The organism is Shewanella sp. GD04112 (assembly GCF_029835735.1).
Classification (GTDB): Bacteria; Pseudomonadota; Gammaproteobacteria; order Enterobacterales; family Shewanellaceae; genus Shewanella.
Window position 1 is genome coordinate 4406627 of the sequence record NZ_JAOEAL010000001.1, and the last position, 17925, is coordinate 4424551.

The following is a 17925-nucleotide window of genomic DNA, read 5'->3' on the forward strand; positions in this document are numbered from 1 at the left end:
GGCCAAGTCCATGATGGAAACTAGAAGCCAATGTTTCAATTAACCTGCCTTGCGGTAGACAAACTTCTGTGGATCTATCTGCTGTCCGCCACGCAACACTTCATAATGCACATGAGCCCCTGTTGAGCGCCCAGTGCTTCCCATACTGGCGATGGTTTCGCCTTTAGCGACCACATCACCTACAGCTACTGACAAAGCTTTATTATGACCATAGCGAGTACGTAAACCGTTACCATGGTCGATTTCGACCAATTCGCCATAGCCAAACATATTCCCAGCCCAAGTCACCACGCCTGCAGCAGTCGCGACAACTTTAGCCCCTTCTCGACCGGTAAAATCGATCCCTTTATGCATGGTTCGACGACCGTTGAAAGGGTCATTACGTAATCCGTAGGGCGACGATAACCAACCTTTATCGAGTGGGAGCCCTGATACATAACGTTCAGCATCTATATGGTGGTTAGATAACACTGTTTCAAGTAGTGATAGTTGAACATTATTGTTGTCAATTCGTGACGCCAGTTTATCCATATCATCGATAAGCTGACCAAGTTCGATATTCGAGCCTAATTCGCTCAAGCCACCCACACCTACTTCAGAGGAAAAATCAAAGTCTTCATCCAATTTGTTTTGTTTCGCGACTTGTTGACCTAAGGCCTCGAGACGGGTGATTTTAGCTTGCATGCGCGCAACATGGGTCGCCAGCATGGCTAGCTGTGACTCTGTGGCACTCTTTAATTCTAAGACTTGCTTCTTTTGTTGTTCGCGTTGGATACGATCGTTATCGACACTGGCTTGCTGGTTTTCAAATTTAGCAGAGTTGTGTTGATAAATACCGGCACCAGTCGCCAACAATAGCATGGGAAGGAGCAACCAGCGTTTACTGGGTTGCCAGCGCGTGACGCCATTCCGACCTTGAATAAATACTGTTACACTCATAGCCTAATTCAGCCATCTTATTATCATATGAAAAAGCCCCCTCAGGATCTCAGCCAATTACTACACCAGTCAGGCACATTGCCCGATATAGCTGAGAAAGCGGAACTACTTTTATATCTGGATCAGCACGTGAAGCAGATTGTCGCAGGTCCTGTTGCGGAGCAGCTGAAAGTCGCCAATTTCCGCCAGGGTGTTCTTGTGGTTGAAACCACTTCGGCAGCATGGGCCGCACGAATTAATTTCCAAAAGCCGAAACTACTAGCGCAGCTTCAAGCAGAAACGCTCCCAATCCTTACCGCAATTGAAGTTAAAGTCAACCCGAGATTAGCATTGTATGACGCAAAGCCGAAACAGGCGCACAAGCAACTCAGTCCAGCCGCGGCAGAACATATTGCTGCGCTTGCAGAAAATGTGAGCGGAACACTAGGCGAAAAACTAAAACGGCTGGCCACATTGGCCAGCCGTAATAAGTAAACATCAAGCGCTATTAAGCGTAAACCGCGCCACCTGGCACAGTAAAGCTGACGGGAACATCGGCTTCTTTCTCAAAGCTCACCAGCTCCCACGCATCCTGCTGCGCCAATAAGGCTCGCACTAATTGGTTATTCAGTGCATGACCCGTTTTATAGGCAGTAAACTCACCAAGAATGGCGTGTCCTGCCACGTAGAGATCACCAAACGCATCTAAAATTTTGTGCTTAACGAACTCATCCTCATAACGCAGGCCGTCGGGGTTGAGGACGCGATATTCATCAAGTACAACCGCGTTTTCCATGCTGCCACCTAATGCTAGGTTGTTCGCACGCAGATACTCAATATCACGCATAAAACCAAAAGTACGGGCACGGCTAATGTCTTTAACAAAAGCAGAAGTAGAGAAGTCCATCACCACATGCTGTTGACTACGGGCAATTTCAGGGTGAGCAAAGTCAATTTTGAAGTTGACTCTAAAGCCTTTGAATGGCTTCAGCTCGGCCCACTTATCACCGTCTTCAACACGCACAGGGCGTTTAATCTTTAAGTACTTCTTAGGCGCAGCCTGCTCTTTGATACCCGCAGACTGAAGTAAGAAGACAAATGGGCTCGCACTACCATCCATGATTGGGATTTCAGGCGCGTCCACTTCGATTACGGCGTTATCAATGCCTAAACCCGCTAAGGCTGCAAATAAATGCTCAATAGTCGAAATACGAATACCTTCGTCATTGACAAGTGCCGTGCACATAGTGGTTTCGCGAACTTGTTCCGCCTTTGCTGGAATAGCAACGGCAGGATTCATGTCGGTACGCACGAGTACGATCCCTGTATTGACTGGTGCGGGCATAATGCTCAAGGTGACCTTATTCCCAGAGTGCAAACCGACTCCAGTAGCCTTCACCATTTTTTGAACAGTTCTTTGAAATATCATTCAGTTACCCGTTTAGATTTCTATAATTAAGCCTAATATTTGCACACACAGCGGCGGCAAAACGACCACATAGGTGCTACATGGTAACATAAGTTGACCATGTCATACAAATGTAGTCATTGGGTGGTACAGCCTCGCAGAGCAAGGCACCACCCGACACGCTGGACTCAAATACCTGTTTTAGTCAGCTTGCTTACGCAAAAACGCTGGGATATCTAAGTAATCCAATTCATGCTTTGTTGAAGGTGCTGGCGCTGGAGCCGGTGCGGGCGTAGCAGGTAACACGTTACCCTTTGGCGCCGCATAGCTCACATGAGTTGCTTCTTCGACATAGGCTTCTACTTTTGGTTCCACAACCACTGGCTCTGGACGTGGTGCTGGTTTAGAAACCAGTTGAATATCAGGACGCTTTTCAGCACCGATACCCGTTGCAACCACAGTTACACGCAGCTCGTCGCTCATTTCAGGGTCGATCACCGCACCCACAACCACAGTCGCATTGTCAGAAGCGTAAGCTTTAACATGGTTACCCACGGTTTCGAATTCTTCGATGCTCATGTCCATACCTGCGGTAATGTTAACTAACACACCACGGGCACCGGCTAAGTCGATGTCTTCTAATAATGGGCTGGCAACTGCCGCTTCGGCCGCTTCTTCCGCACGGTCTTCACCACGCGCAACACCGGTACCCATCATGGCATTACCCATTTCAGACATAACGGTTTTCACGTCCGCAAAGTCGACGTTAATCAGACCAGGACGAGTGATAAGCTCGGCAATACCTTGTACTGCACCGAGTAACACGTTATTCGCTGCGGCAAACGCATCGAGTAATGACGTACCACGGCCCAATACTTTTAATAATTTTTCGTTAGGGATAGTGATTAACGAATCCACGTGCTTGGCCAGCTCGCTAATACCTTGCTCGGCATAAGCCATACGCTTCTTGCCTTCGAAAGGGAAAGGCTTAGTCACGACAGCAACCGTTAAGATGCCTTCTTCGCGAGCGATTTGAGCCACAACTGGCGCAGCACCTGTACCAGTACCACCGCCCATACCGGCGGCGATAAAGATCATGTCTGAGCCTTTGATCGCTGCACGAATGTTTTCGCGGTCTTCTTCCGCTGCGGCACGACCCACTTCTGGGTTGGCGCCAGCGCCAAGACCTTTAGTGACATCGCGACCTAATTGAATCGTTGAGCCAGCGCCTGATTTACGTAGCGCCTGTGCGTCTGTGTTGGTAACGACAAACTCAACACCTTCAATGTTGTGTTTGACCATATGTTCGACAGCATTACCGCCGCCGCCGCCAACGCCGATGACTTTAATCACCGCGTCGTCTGAGTGAGTGTCCATGATCTCAAACATTGTCTGATCTCCGTGTTGCCTGCGTTATTAAAATTCACCCTTAAACCAGCTTTGGACCCGATTCCAAGCACTGGTAACCCCTTGACGCTCAGGACGCTCGAATTGACGCTCAAGCACCCGTCTTGCACCGTAATGAAGCAATCCAACCCCAGTGGAGTAAATAGACTGATCCACGTATTCGTATAACCCTTTAATCGGCAATGGTGAGGCGACGCGAACTGGCATACCAAAGGTTGCCTCCGCGATGTCCACCACACCTTGGATCGACGCCGTACCGCCTGTGAGCACGATACCTGCGGCGATTTGATCTTCTAAACCACTGTCTTTCAGCTCCTTGAGCACTAACTCAAACAGCTCTTGATATCTCGGCTCTACCACTTCGGCCAAAGTATGGCGCGACATGCTACGCGATGGACGACCACCGACCGAAGGCACTTCGATACTGTCTTCGCGGCTCACCATGGAGCTGCGCGCACAGGCGAACTGCACTTTAATTTGTTCAGCGTGTGACGAAGGGGTGCGGAAAATCTTCGCAATATCGTTGGTCACTTGGTTGCCCGCAACCGGCACAACCGCGCAATGGCGCAGCGCACCATTGGTATACACGGCGATATCCGTCGTGCCACCGCCGATATCGACGATACACACACCTAAGTCTTTTTCATCGAAGGTTAATACCGCATCCGCCGACGCAATGCCGGAGAACACTAAGTCATCTACCTTCAAGCCACAGCGCTCGACACTCTTAGTGATGTTCTTAGCCATATCATTGGCGCAGGTCACTATGTGTACCTTGGCTTCCATCCGCATGCCTGACATGCCGATAGGGCTGCGAATGCCGTCTTGTACGTCAATCGCATATTCCTGTGGTAACACATGCAGAATGCGACGTTCGGTCGGGATCTTCACCGAGCGAGCGGTGTGGATCACGTTGTCGACGTCTTCCTGTGTCACTTCTTCATCGTTAATCGACACCATGCCATTTTCGTTTTGGCAGGCGATATGTTTACCGGAAATGCTCAGGTAAACCGATGATACTTGGCAGTCTGCCATTAATTCCGCTTGATCGAGCGCGCGTTGCACACTGCGCACGATGGAGTCTAAATCGTTAACGCCACCCTTATCCATGCCCCTTGAAGGGTGGTTACCAAGGCCGACTATGCTGATTTCGCCATCGGGCAGAACTTCGCCTATGATCACTGCGACTTTAGAGGTTCCTATGTCCAATCCGACGATCAGATTTCTATCTTGGTTTTTGGTCATTAATTATCGGCTCTCTTGTTTGTGCATCGCCCCAGCCTACGGCCAACCCTGTGTCGTAGCGCAAATCCACTCTGGCAATCGGTTTATCTTGTTTCGCCAGTAACGGATAAACAGTGATAAACCTTTGTATCCTTGCCATTTTATCTTCTCGACCTAGGTCTAAAACAATACCGTTACCCAGTGTCGCGTGCCACGCATGACGTGGCGTTAAACTCAAATTGGCCAAGGTAAAGCCATTAATCTTCAGTAGCGAGTTAACCTGCGCGTAGGCGGTTAACACTTCGGTCCCCATATCATCTGGCCCAGATAAATAAGGCAGATGCTCTAGCTCAGGATGCGATGGCGCTTCAAACACTTCACCATGCACATTGAGCCAAGCGGTGCCATTCCAATGGGCGACCGGTTGCTGCTCCTGTAAATACACCCTGAGTTTCGCTGGCCATTCACGCCTCACTGACGCGCGATACACCCAAGGTAAGGCTTCTAAGGCCTGTTGCACTAAGGTGATGTCTGCGCTGAAAAAACTCCGCTGCATTAAATCCTGTAGTGCAATTTGTATATCTCTATCAGTGGTGTAAGTCCGTTCACCTTTGATGGCTACAGCCTCAATGGGCAGCGTGCTGGCATCATTTAAAAACTTATGCAGTTGGTAGCCACCAAAGACAAAACTCCCAATGACTAACCATAAAAAACCAATTCCGCTCCACAGGTACCAATTAACCCGTGACATCCTCGCCCACCAGTGTCGCCTCTTATCACTCCAAGACACGTTTGTTTCCACCTTTCAACGACACTACTAAAAACCACAGAAAATCGGCCATTATATAGAGCTAAAGCCTCGGGTCAAAATTTCCTTTAAACCCGAGTTGTCCCGCAATACATCAAGGTTTTACCTCGGTTGTCGCGGCAACGCTAAAGCCCAATTCAGAGGCAGCTAGCTGGCGCGACAGGGCGCCTATATTACCCGCACCTTGGGTCAACAATAAATCCCCCTCCTGCAACACATCGGGTAGCACTTCGGCTAACTGATCTGGGCTGGCGATAAAGATGGGATCTAACTGTCCGCGCAAGCGAATCGAGCGACACAGTGCGCGACCATCGGCACCGGGGATCGGCGCTTCACCCGCGCTATACACCTCGAGTAACAGCAAGCAATCCACTTGAGACAACACTTCAATAAAGTCTTCGTACAAGTCACGGGTACGAGTGAATCTGTGCGGCTGATAGGCCATGACTAAGCGTTTATCCGGCCAACCTGCACGCGCCGCTTTAATGGTCGCCGCCACTTCACTGGGGTGATGACCATAGTCGTCCACTAACATCACTTCGCCCTTTGGCGTTGCGAACTTACCTAAGTGTTGGAAACGACGGCCAATACCTTGGAACTCAGCCAAGGCTTGAATGATGGCGCTATCATCAATTTCATCTTCTGTCGCCACGGCAATCGCCGCGAGCGCATTTAATACATTGTGCTGGCCTGGCAGATTAAGCAGCAGATCTAAATCTTCTTTGCCTTTACGTCTGACGGTAAAGCGGCATTGGTGGCCCTGCTGATGGAAGTTCAGCGCCTGCACGTCGGCATCATCACTGAAACCATAGGTGATCATATGGCGACCAATACGCGGCATAATCTCGCGCACCACCGCATCGTCGATACACACTACAGCCACGCCGTAGAATGGCAGGTTATGCAGAAAGTCCACGAAGGTCGATTTGAGCTTTTCAAAATCCCCACCGTAGGTGTCCATGTGGTCGGCTTCGATATTCGTCACCACGCTGACCATAGGTTGCAGGTGCAGGAAGCTCGCATCACTCTCGTCGGCTTCGGCGATAAGATAACGACTCGTACCTAAGCGAGCATTAGTACCAGCACTGTTCAGCAGGCCGCCGATCACGAAGGTCGGATCGCGCCCCGCTTGACCATACAAACTGGCAATCAAACTTGTGGTCGTGGTTTTACCGTGCGTTCCCGCAATCGCCACACCATGGCGATAACGCATCAACTCTGCCAACATCTCGGCGCGGCGCACTATGGGAATACGCAATTCCTTCGCCGCAATAATCTCTGGGTTCTCAGGATTAATCGCAGTCGAGACCACCACCACATCGGCTTGCTGCACGTTATCGGCACCATGGCCGATATGAATTTTCGCGCCCAGCAGGCAGAGTCTGTCAGTCACGGCGTTTTGCGCGATGTCTGAACCACTGACGACATAACCTTCGTTTACTAATACTTCAGCGATCCCGCCCATGCCCGCGCCGCCAATGCCGACGAAATGAATACGCTTAATCCGGCGCATTTCTGGGATCATACTTCTTAGCTGTAAGTATCTTTCTGTCTTAGTCATACCTATCCTTTCTCGGCGAGAGCAATACACACTTGGGCCACCTGCTCGGTCGCATCCAACACGGCAACATCTCTCGCTCTTTGGCCCATTTGGGCTAATTCTGCTCTGTCATTGGCGAGTAACTGTAATTTACTCACCAGTTTATTCACGTCCAAGATGGCCTGTGGCAATAGGAAAGCGGCGCCAGCCTCAACCAATACTTGGGCGTTACGGGTCTGATGGTCATCCACGGCATGGGGATAAGGCACCAGAATACTCGGTAGTCCCACCGCCGCTAACTCGGATACCGTCAGCGCGCCGGCACGGCACAATACCACATCCGCCCAGCGATAGGCGGCTTCCATATCATCAATAAATTCGGCAACGTTAACGCCGCCCTCTTGTCCTTGCTGTTGATAAGCCGACTTAACGCCCGTCAGATTATCCTTACCCACTTGATGCCAAACCGTAATCGACTGCTGCTTACTCAGCGCGGCCACCACTTCAGGCATTAAGTCGTTAAAGACTTTGGCGCCTAAACTACCGCCCACCACTAAGACTTTTAAGGCATCATCCGCGGCTTGCTTAGGCTCGGCACCTAAAGCAATAAGCTCGCGACGAATGGGGTTACCCACCACCTTGGCCTTTACCTGAGTGAAGGTATTTTTAAAGGCGCACAGTACTTGATTCGCAATTCGCGAGAGTAACTTGTTGGTCATTCCCGGAATGGCATTTTGCTCATGCAGCACTAAGGGTACACCCGCCAATTTCGCCGCCACACCACCCGGGCCGCTGGCAAATCCGCCCATGCCCAGCACCACATCGGGCTTGAACTCGGCAATCACGGCCTTGGCTTGCAGAATCGAGCGCACCACTTTAAAAGGCGCCGCTAATTTACGTACTAAGCCATTACCACGCACGCCCTTGATGTCGATAAAATCGATATCAAAGCCATACTGAGGCACTAAACGCGCCTCCATACGGTCGGCGGTGCCTAACCAACGCACTTGCCAACCTTGCTGCGCTAAATATTTTGCCACCGCGAGCGCCGGGAACACATGTCCACCAGTGCCGCCTGCCATGACTAAAATACGTTTACCCGCGTCGGTCATTACTTCAATCTCCCTTGCACGGCCTGAACTAAACTCATGCGCCGCTCATAATCGATGCGCAGCAATGTCATTGCCGCCGCCGTCATGACCCATAGACTACTACCGCCGTAACTCACAAAGGGCAGTGTTAACCCTTTAGTAGGTAACATACCAATGCTTGCGCCCACATTAACGACGGTCTGGAAACAGATCCAAATTCCGATGGCATAGGCCAGATAACCTTCGAAGGCTTTGTCCATCGCCAAACATAAATTGCCGAGGCGAATGGCCCTCAATGCCACAAACAGCAGCACGGATAACACAGCGATAATGCCAATAAAACCTAACTCTTCACCGATCACGGCAAAGATAAAGTCGGTATGTGCCTCGGGGAGGTACTCCAACTTTTGAATGCTGTTACCTAGGCCCTGACCAAACCAATCACCCCGACCATAGGCCATCAGCGATTGCGTTAACTGATAGCCACTGCCGAATGGATCCTGCCAAGGGTCTAAAAACGAGGTCACCCGACGCATACGGTAAGGCTCGAGCAGAACCAGCGCCACGAACGCCAACACCCCGGCAAAAATCAGCGCGAAGAAGTCCAGCAAACGTGCCCCCGCGAGGAACAACAGCCCCACAGTACCGACGAATAACACCACCACGGTTCCTAAGTCGGGCTGCATTAAAATCAAAATTGCGTAGATCGCAAATACTGCAATCGGCTTATAGAAGCCCTTAGCATTTTCACGCACTTCCTGATGTCGACGCACCAGATAGCCCGCCATGTACACAGAGAACGCAAACTTAGCGACCTCGGCCACCTGAATACGGATGGGACCTATGGATAACCAACGGGTCGCACCGTTGACTGTGGTACCGACAACCAGCACCGCCAGTAACATCAAAAACACGCCTAGCAACATGATGGGGCTCATCCGCTGCCAAGTTTGCATCTCGACCCTCAGCACAAAAGCGGCAATCACTAAGCATCCCAACAGATAGCCCACATGGCGGGTCATAAAGTGGAAGGGATTGCCCGTCAGCGTTTGCGCCTCAGGCATAGAGGCCGACATTACCATGACAAAACCAAAGCCAATCAAAGACAGCACGGCCGTGAGCAAAGCCCGGTCGTACAATTGCACGCCCGGCACCTCGTTATCACGTTGCCAGTTAGGCAGTGCGTTCAGCACTCGCCCAAACAGGCTGAGCTGTCTTGCATCACTCGCCATCGAGTTGCTCCACTTGGCTTCTAAAATCATCCCCACGAGCCATAAAGTTGCTGTACATATCTAGGCTCGCACAGGCTGGCGATAGGAGTACGATATCGCCGGAGGTGGCTAACTCGGCGGCCTTAGCCACTGCTGCTGCCATAGAGTCCACCTTGATGGCCCCTTCCTTCAATGCAGCTATCTTATTGCCATCGCGACCTAAGGTGATGAGGTGTGTCACTTTCGTTAACGGCTCGACCAACGGACTGAAATCCGCGCCCTTACCATCACCACCGGCAATCAAAATAATGTCACCTAAGTGATCGCTCAACCCATCGAGCGCCGCGACGGTGGCGCCAACATTGGTCGCCTTAGAGTCGTTCACATAGGTCACGCCCGCTTTTACACCCACCACTTCACAGCGATGAGAAAGGCCAGTAAAGGTACGAGCCACTTTAGCCATGACTTGCTTATCTACGCCCACGGCATACACCAGCGCCATGGCAGCGAGTAAGTTGGCATGATTATGACTACCAATCAGCGATACTTCGGTGATCGGCATAATTTCACTGTGACCGTGGTAAATTTTGCTATCACAAATGCCCCACTCGTCGCCCTCTGGCGGCGCTAAACCAAAGCTGTTTTGGTTCATCGGCTCAGTTGGGATAGTCAGCGCATCATCACGGTTAAAGATGATGGAGCGGCTTTGATGGTACAGACGCAGCTTGGCCTTACGATAGGCATCCATATCGCTGTATCTGTCCATATGGTCTTCGGTCACGTTCAAACAGGTCGACGCCACGCAGTTCAAGCTATGGGTGGTTTCGAGTTGGAAGCTCGATAACTCAAGCACAAAAATATCGGCATTTTCCGTCAGCAGATCGAGCGCCGGAATACCAATGTTGCCCCCCACGGCCACCGCCATACCAGCTTCACGCAGCATCTCACCCACTAAGGTGGTGACGGTCGACTTGCCGTTTGAGCCAGTAATCCCAATCACGCAAGGTTTTCGGTCGGCAATCTCACGGGCAAATAGCTCCACATCGCCAATGACTTCAATCCCCATATCCAGTGCAGCGCGCACCTCGGGTGTATCAATCGCAATGCCAGGGCTGATAATGATTTGCGTCGCTTGCACTAAGTAACGGCAATCGAATCCGCCGGCAATCAGCTGCACCTCAGGGAATGCGCTGGCAAGGGTGTCCGCACCGGGAGGTTGGCGACGACTATCCATCACCAAGGGTGTGATCCCTTTTCCACACAAATAGCGCACTACCGAGAGCCCGGTGGCACCCAAACCTAACACTATGTGTGAATACTGACTTTGCATGAGCGATTACCTTAACTTCAACGTGGCTAAGCCGAGTAACACTAAGAAAATCGAGATAATCCAAAAGCGGACAATCACGCGTGGTTCAGGCCAACCTTTTAACTCATAGTGGTGATGGATAGGCGCCATGCGGAAAATGCGCTGGCCACGTAACTTGTAAGAACCAACCTGCAGGATCACAGATACAGTTTCCATCACAAACACACCGCCCATAATCACTAATAGGATCTCTTGGCGAACCAGTACCGCAATCGCGCCTAAGGCTGCGCCTAAAGACAGCGAGCCCACATCGCCCATGAAGACCTGTGCCGGGTAAGTGTTAAACCATAAAAAGCCTAAGCCTGCGCCCACAATCGCAGTACAGACGATCACTAGCTCACCCGAACCAGGTAAATGCGGAATGTGCAGGTAGTTAGCAAACTGAGCATGGCCAGACAGATAGGCAATCAAGGCGAATGCCGCGGCCACCATTACCGTAGGCATAATCGCCAAACCGTCGAGACCATCGGTTAGGTTCACCGCGTTGCTCGAACCCACGATAGTAAAGTAGGCCAATACGATAAACACAGCGCCAAGCTGTGGCATCACGTCCTTAAAGAAAGGCACGACTAACTGGGTTTCACCCGGGTTAGACGCTGTGGTATAGAGGAAGAAAGCAATGATCAACGCCGCTAAGGATTGCAGAATATACTTCCAACGGGCGATCAGTCCCTTAGTATCTTTACGCACGACTTTGCGGTAATCATCAATAAAACCGATCATGCCGAAGCTGCCCAATACAAACAGCATCACCCACACATAACGGCTACCGAGATCGCCCCACAACAGCACACTGATAAAGATGGCGCCTAAAATCATCAGGCCGCCCATAGTCGGCGTGCCACGCTTACTGAAATGCGACTCTGGCCCGTCGTTACGCACAACTTGGCCAATCTGCATTAACTGCAAACGCTCAATCAGTTTAGGACCCCACCATAAACTAAACATTAATGCGGTTAACAAGCCTAAAATGGCTCGAAATGTCACATAGGAAAATACGTTAAACCCAGTATGAAAACGGGTTAAATACTCGGCCAGATACACCAGCATCTACACTAACTCCCCACGCCCGAAGGCTACTGTTAGGCCATCCACGACCCGCTCCATTGCGGCACTACGTGAACCTTTAACTAAAACCGTCACCTGTCCCGGCAACTGGTTGATGTGTTTTATGAGTTTTTCTACTAACGTCGCCACGCTGTCATGGTGTTCCGCCCCGAAAGCTTGGCTAGTGTGCTGAGTTAAGGTGCCGGTACAGAACAGAGCATCGATTCCCTGTTGCTTAGCCAGTTGTCCCAATTCAGCGTGTAAAAGGGGCGCATTGTCGCCTAATTCGCCCAAATCTCCCAGTACCAAACAGCGATTTTCAGAAATTTCCTTTAACCAAGCGATAGCCGCACCCACTGACACGGGATTGGCGTTATAGCTATCATCGATTAAGCGAACGCGTCCTAATTGAGTGGGTTGCATACGCCCCTTTACTGGGGTCAACTGGCTCAAGCCCTCAGCGATTTCCTTCAGGCTCAATCCCAAAGCAATACAAACACTTGCCGCAGCTAGCGCGTTGCTGACTTGGTGACGACCCGCTAAAGGTAAGGTCACTTCGCAGGACTCTCCCGCATAATTAAGGATAAAGCGATAGCAACCTTCGCTATTGGCTTTGTGGCCAGTGGCAATCACATCGATTTGACGTTTAGCCGCGCCCTCCTGTTGGGAGAAGCTTAACTGCTTATATTGTTTCGCTTTCACCCGCATCACATCGGCAAAGGCATCATCGGCATTGATAATCGCCGTGCCACCGGGTTGCAGATGGTTGTAGATTTCCGATTTGGCCTGGGCGACCCCCGCCTGTGAACCAAAGCCTTCTAAGTGGGCGCTGCCAACGTTATTGACTAAGGCTACGTGAGGACGCACCAAACTCGAGGTGTAATCAATCTCACCTTTATGGTTAGCGCCAAGCTCAAACACCCCGTATTTATCCTCAGGCGTTAAACGCAGCAAAGTGAGTGGCACACCGATTTCATTATTAAAATTACCGGCGGTGTAAAGCACTTGATGCTTCGCCGATAAAATCGTGGCGATCATTTCTTTCACGCTGGTTTTGCCATTGGAGCCGGTTAAGGCCACACAAATGGGATCCACTTGGTCACGTACATAGGCGCCAATCGCGCCCATGGCCTTTTGGCAATCGGCAACAATGAGCTGTGGTACATCGAAGGCCAATTGACGTTCAACCAACAGTGCAACGGCACCATTTTCAATTGCCGTGGCCGCAAAATCATGGCCATCGAAACGCTCGCCCTTTAAGGCGACAAACAGAGTCGCAGGGCCGATTTTACGGCTATCGCTGCTTAATGCTTGGATGGTGACATCGTCACCGACTCGATGCGCACTTAAGTGTTGGCTCAGCGCCTCGAGGGAAATTGGGATCATTGGCTTTGCTCCGATAACTGACGTGCCAGGGCGCGTTCATCATAGTCATGACGCACACCTGCCGCCTCTTGGTAAGTTTCATGGCCTTTGCCCGCAAGCAGAATCACATCCCCAGGTTTAGCCAGCGCGACGACATGCTTAATCGCGGTCACACGGTCAACCTCGGTCAGCGCACGCTCTGGGTGAGTCAGCCCTTGGATAATATCGGTAATAATTTGGTTAGGATCTTCGCTGCGGGCATTATCGCTAGTCACCATAATGCGGTCGGCAAATTGCTCCGCCGCTTGTCCCATCAGTGGGCGTTTGCCCTTATCACGGTCGCCGCCACAGCCAAACACGCACCACAACTCGCCCGCGCAGTGACGACGCAAGGCATTTAGCGCCTGCTCAATCGCATCCGGGGTATGGGCATAATCGACGACTAAGGTGATGTTGTCCGCGGTGGTAAAACGTTCCATGCGGCCAGCCACTGGCACTAAATAAGGCACCTTGGCTGCCAACGCACGCATATCCATACCCTGCAAATACAAGGCGGATAAAGCAGCGAGTAAATTCGAGAGGTTAAAGGCGCCTAATAAAGGAGAGCGAATGTCGATTTCGCCCTCGGGCCAGACTAATGTCGCCTGCACGCCTTGATCGTTGAATTGGGCATTCTTAGTGTAAAATGCCGCCTCGGTGTGCGCTTCAATGCTAAAGCCCCACATCTTCGCCGGGACATTTGTCAGCTCGGATAACCAAGCGGCGCCAACGGGGTCGTCGAGATTCACTAAACCATGACGCAGGGCGTCGAAGCGAAACAGCATTTGCTTGGCCGCGGCATAATTTTCCATATCGCCGTGGTAGTCCAAGTGATCACGGGTCAGGTTAGTGAATACCGCCACATCGAAGGGCACGGCATCGACTCGGCCTTGCACTAAACCATGACTTGAGACTTCCATCGCACAGGTATTAACGCCTTTGCCTGCAAACTCATGCAGTTGACGCATCAGGGTAATGGCATCGGCGGTCGTATTACCGCTATCGACTAACTCGCCCCACAGGCCATTACCGAGCGTGCCCATCACCGCCGCTTTACCCTCAAGCAGGGTCACTAATTGCGCGCAGAGCTGACTGGTCGAGGTTTTGCCGTTGGTTCCTGTAATTCCCACAATGCCCATAGACTGGCCCTGGACAACGGGATAGCGCACTGCGGCGACCGCAGACACTTGCTTAGCTAACTGATAAAAATAAATCTGCACGCCTTGCTCAGTCGCAATAACTTTGCCCTGCTCTTCAATGCTATCCGTATGCACTAATACCGCAGTCGCACCTTGAGCTAAGGCCTTATCGATAAATTGACGACCATCGACCTTATGGCCTGGCAGCGCTAAAAACACATCGCCGCGACGTATTGCGCGGCTATCTAAAGTCAAATCTAAGAAGGTTTGTTCGCCCGCGTAGGGGAACCAAGGCGCTAATAGCTCCCTTAACAACATCATTCAGTTCTCCCGGCGAGTCCCGCCAATTGCACCTGTTCTTTATCGGAAATGGGTTCGACATTTAACATTTGCAGTGCGCCTGACATCACCTTCGCGAATGCCGGCCCTGCCACTGAACCACCATAATAGAGATCGCCTTTCGGCTCGTTCACCACGACAACAATCGCGAGTTTGGGATTATTCACGGGCGCGACGCCAGCAAATAACGCAACATAATCATCACCATAACCGCCAGCTACCGCCTTACGGCTGGTGCCCGATTTACCCGCGACGGGATAGCCATCGATATGCGCAAGCGTACCTGTGCCGCCTTTTTCGGTCACACCTACCATCATTTGCAGCACATCGTGAGCGACCTCTTGTGAGATCACGCGCTCACCTTCAGGCGGCTTTTTCAGTTTTAAAATCGATACTGGATATAGCGTGCCGCCATTACCTAAAGTGGCGTACATCCGCGCCAGTTGCAACGTGGTGGCCGTTAGGCCGTAGCCGAAAGATAAGGTGGCGCGCTCGAAATCAGACCAACGGTGGCGGTCTTGGATCAAACCCGCGCTTTCACCCGTGAGGTTAATCCCCGAGAAGCTGCCTAAGCCCATGGATTGATAGGTGCCTAATAACTGCTGCACTGGAATCGACAGAGCGAGTTTACTGATCCCCACGTTACTGGATTTCGCCAGAATACGTGCCAGTGTCATATCGCCATAGTTAGTTGCATCACGAACTTGGCGGCCGCCTAAACGCATCCAGCCAGGAGAAGTTGGGATCACATCGGTAGACTTAACCGTGCCCGCTTCTAACGCTGCAGCCACCACAAAAGGTTTAATGGTCGAGCCAGGTTCAAAGGTATCCGTCATGGCGCGGTTACGCATTCTGAAGGTTTGCAGATTGTCGCGCGAATTAGGGTTGTAGGATGGCGTATTCACCATGGCTAAAACTTCGCCAGTGTGGATATCGAGCACCACAATCGAGCCAGAGGTCGCTTGGTTCATCTCTGTGGTGCGCTTTAACTCACGGTAGGCAAGTTGTTGAATACGTTGATCGATACTCAACACTAAATCATTTGGACTCTCGCCTTCCTGTACGATATCGAGACGCTCAACCACATGACCATCGCGGGATTTACGCACTTTTTGTTTAGATGGTGTACCAGTAAGCCAACTGTTGTAGGCGTTTTCGACCCCTTCAATACCGACATCGTCGATATTGGTAATGCCGATTAGCTGGGCGGTGATCTCACCACCAGGGTAGTAACGGCGGGACTCGGACTTTAAAAACACCCCAGGCAATTTAAGCTGAGTGATGTAGTCTGCCACCGCAGGCGTGACTTGGCGTTTCAGATAGGTAAAACGTTTGGTTGGATTGCTACGCACCTTTTCGAGCACATCTTCCACGGGTTCGTGCAATACGTCCGCCAACGCTTGCCAGCGGCGCATATCGGTAAAACCATTGTTATCATTGACTTGTTTAGGGTCGGCCCACACGGCACGCACCGGCACACTCACCGCCAGCATATCGCCGTTACGGTCGGTGATTAAGCCACGCTGCACCTCACGACTGGTGGTACGCAGGGTACGCATGTCGCTCTCGTGACGCAGCTTATCGGGCTCGATAATTTGAATATAAGCAGCACGACCCACAAGGCTCGAAAACATCGCAAATACAAAGCCAACCACGACGTATAAACGCCAGTGGATCAGTTGTGGCTTTTGCTTTTTGCTGGCCTGTTTGGTTTTTGCTTGCCTAGTCATATCTTCCCTATGTTCACGGCACCTTTACCACAACTTCTTCGCTGGGTAAGGGTCGACTCATGTTGAGATCCTTTGATGCAATCCGCGTGATCCGGCTGTGCTCGGTCTGGGATTGCTCTTCCAATAATAAATTGCGCCACTCGATATCTAACCTGTCACGCTCCTGCAACAGCAGATCCCATTGGGTGGTGAGCTTACGGCTCACATGGCTGGTATACACCACAGCCACAGCATTACTGAGCACGAGTAGTGCGAGTAACAAGATCCATTTGTGTTGCCACAGGTCGTTTAACACAATCCGTGGCAGATTTAATGAGGGCTTACTCACTTTGTTTGCCCTCTAGTAATCTAATCGCTCGGCAATGCGTAACACTGAGCTGCGCGCTCTGGCATTGCGTTCAATTTCCTCATCGGAAGGCATAATCGCCTTGCCTATGGCGCGTAATTTACGCGACTTGTTAATTTGATCTTCGGTGATAGGCAAACCATGAGGCACGCTCTCACCTTGGCTATGGCGACGAATAAAACGTTTTACGATGCGATCTTCCAGAGAGTGGAAGCTGATAATCGATAAACGTCCCTGCGGCGCGAGTACGGTTAATGCACCTTCAAGCGCTTGATCAATTTGATCTAACTCACTGTTGATATAGATGCGGATCGCCTGAAACACCCGGGTCGCGGGGTGTTTGTTACGTTCTTTATTTTTAGTGATCCGCGCAATCAAATCGGCTAAATCTTTGGTACGTAAAAACGGGGTCTTATCACGGTCGGCCGCAATACAACGGGCAATATGGCGAGCATTTTTCTCTTCGCCATAGGTTTTAAATACCCAGGCCATATCTTCAATTTCCGCGCGTGCTAACCACTGGGCCGCCGTTTCGCCTTGGCTGTTATCCATGCGCATATCGAGCGGACCATCGCGCAGGAAGCTAAAGCCACGTTCGGCATCATCGAGCTGCGGTGAAGACACGCCTAAGTCGAGTAACACGCCATCAATCTTGCCAACCAGACCAAGCTCTTCGACGTAATCTGCTAACTGGCCAAAACCGCCATGTACGATTTGAAAACGGGGATCATCGGCAAATTGTTTTGCCGCTTCAATGGCCTGAGGATCACGATCGATCGCAATCAGACGTCCGTTTTCACCCAGTCTTTGCAGTACTTGTCTTGAATGACCACCGCGGCCGAACGTGCCATCGATATAGATGCCATCGTCTTTGATGTTCAAACCGCCGACCGTTTCTTCGAGCAGAACGGATAAATGGGCAAATTCTTGACTCATTACTCTCT

General features: G+C 51.1%; 16 protein-coding genes. 1 reads left to right on the top strand and 15 read right to left on the bottom strand.

Translation table 11 applies throughout. From position 1 onward, the window contains the following. Window positions 1-39 precede the first annotated feature (39 nt). Window positions 40-939 (bottom strand): M23 family metallopeptidase, encoded by a 900-nt coding sequence (locus N7386_RS19335; RefSeq protein WP_279770422.1) that lies wholly within the window; start codon window positions 937-939, stop codon window positions 40-42. A gap of 27 nt (window positions 940-966) precedes the next feature. Between N7386_RS19335 and N7386_RS19340 the strand changes: the two genes are divergently transcribed. Beyond that, window positions 967-1413, top strand: a complete 447-nt coding sequence (locus N7386_RS19340; RefSeq protein ID WP_011718492.1) for a DciA family protein — start codon at window positions 967-969, stop codon at window positions 1411-1413. 13 nt (window positions 1414-1426) lie between these two features. Here the strand turns inward: N7386_RS19340 and lpxC are convergent, their stop codons facing one another. From lpxC to rsmH, 14 genes are all read right to left on the bottom strand, one after another. Beyond that, window positions 1427-2347, bottom strand: coding sequence for a UDP-3-O-acyl-N-acetylglucosamine deacetylase (gene lpxC / locus N7386_RS19345; protein WP_011624293.1), 921 nt, complete (start codon window positions 2345-2347; stop codon window positions 1427-1429). A gap of 180 nt (window positions 2348-2527) precedes the next feature. Next, window positions 2528-3715, bottom strand: coding sequence for a cell division protein FtsZ (gene ftsZ, locus N7386_RS19350; RefSeq protein WP_011718493.1), 1188 nt, complete (start codon window positions 3713-3715; stop codon window positions 2528-2530). Between the two features lie 27 nt (window positions 3716-3742). Continuing rightward, window positions 3743-4978, bottom strand: a complete 1236-nt coding sequence (gene ftsA / locus N7386_RS19355) for a cell division protein FtsA (protein WP_011718494.1) — start codon at window positions 4976-4978, stop codon at window positions 3743-3745. Beyond that, window positions 4959-5708, bottom strand: a complete 750-nt coding sequence (locus N7386_RS19360; RefSeq protein ID WP_011718495.1) for a cell division protein FtsQ/DivIB — start codon at window positions 5706-5708, stop codon at window positions 4959-4961. The genes ftsA and N7386_RS19360 overlap by 20 nt, the downstream gene beginning before the upstream one ends. Window positions 5709-5859: 151 nt before the next feature. After that, the gene (gene murC / locus N7386_RS19365; protein WP_039977279.1) at window positions 5860-7326 is read right to left on the bottom strand and encodes a UDP-N-acetylmuramate--L-alanine ligase; all 1467 of its coding nucleotides are present in this window, start codon (window positions 7324-7326) and stop codon (window positions 5860-5862) included. Between the two features lie 2 nt (window positions 7327-7328). Continuing rightward, a complete protein-coding gene (murG, locus tag N7386_RS19370) occupies window positions 7329-8417 on the bottom strand; it encodes an undecaprenyldiphospho-muramoylpentapeptide beta-N-acetylglucosaminyltransferase (protein ID WP_011624928.1) in 1089 nt (362 codons plus the stop codon). Then, window positions 8417-9628 carry a cell division protein FtsW gene (ftsW, locus tag N7386_RS19375; protein ID WP_011624927.1) on the bottom strand — a complete coding sequence of 404 codons (1212 nt, stop codon included), beginning with the start codon at window positions 9626-9628 and terminating at the stop codon, window positions 8417-8419. Before ftsW ends, murG begins: the two co-directional genes overlap by 1 nt. Next, window positions 9618-10937, bottom strand: coding sequence for a UDP-N-acetylmuramoyl-L-alanine--D-glutamate ligase (murD, locus tag N7386_RS19380; RefSeq protein WP_088212325.1), 1320 nt, complete (start codon window positions 10935-10937; stop codon window positions 9618-9620). Before murD ends, ftsW begins: the two co-directional genes overlap by 11 nt. Window positions 10938-10943: 6 nt before the next feature. After that, a complete protein-coding gene (gene mraY, locus N7386_RS19385; protein ID WP_011624300.1) occupies window positions 10944-12026 on the bottom strand; it encodes a phospho-N-acetylmuramoyl-pentapeptide-transferase in 1083 nt (360 codons plus the stop codon). Then, window positions 12027-13409 (bottom strand): UDP-N-acetylmuramoyl-tripeptide--D-alanyl-D-alanine ligase, encoded by a 1383-nt coding sequence (gene murF, locus N7386_RS19390; protein ID WP_279770429.1) that lies wholly within the window; start codon window positions 13407-13409, stop codon window positions 12027-12029. It lies immediately after the preceding gene. Then, window positions 13406-14887, bottom strand: coding sequence for a UDP-N-acetylmuramoyl-L-alanyl-D-glutamate--2,6-diaminopimelate ligase (gene murE / locus N7386_RS19395; protein WP_279770431.1), 1482 nt, complete (start codon window positions 14885-14887; stop codon window positions 13406-13408). Before murE ends, murF begins: the two co-directional genes overlap by 4 nt. Then, window positions 14884-16635, bottom strand: a complete 1752-nt coding sequence (locus N7386_RS19400; RefSeq protein WP_011624303.1) for a peptidoglycan glycosyltransferase FtsI — start codon at window positions 16633-16635, stop codon at window positions 14884-14886. Before N7386_RS19400 ends, murE begins: the two co-directional genes overlap by 4 nt. Before the next feature lie 13 nt (window positions 16636-16648). Beyond that, on the bottom strand, window positions 16649-16963 hold the full coding sequence (gene ftsL, locus N7386_RS19405; protein WP_279770433.1) for a cell division protein FtsL: 315 nt from the start codon (window positions 16961-16963) through the stop codon (window positions 16649-16651). 12 nt (window positions 16964-16975) lie between these two features. Then, window positions 16976-17917: a 16S rRNA (cytosine(1402)-N(4))-methyltransferase RsmH gene (rsmH, locus tag N7386_RS19410; protein ID WP_011624305.1), complete on the bottom strand. Its 942-nt coding sequence runs from the start codon at window positions 17915-17917 to the stop codon at window positions 16976-16978. Window positions 17918-17925 lie beyond the last annotated feature (8 nt).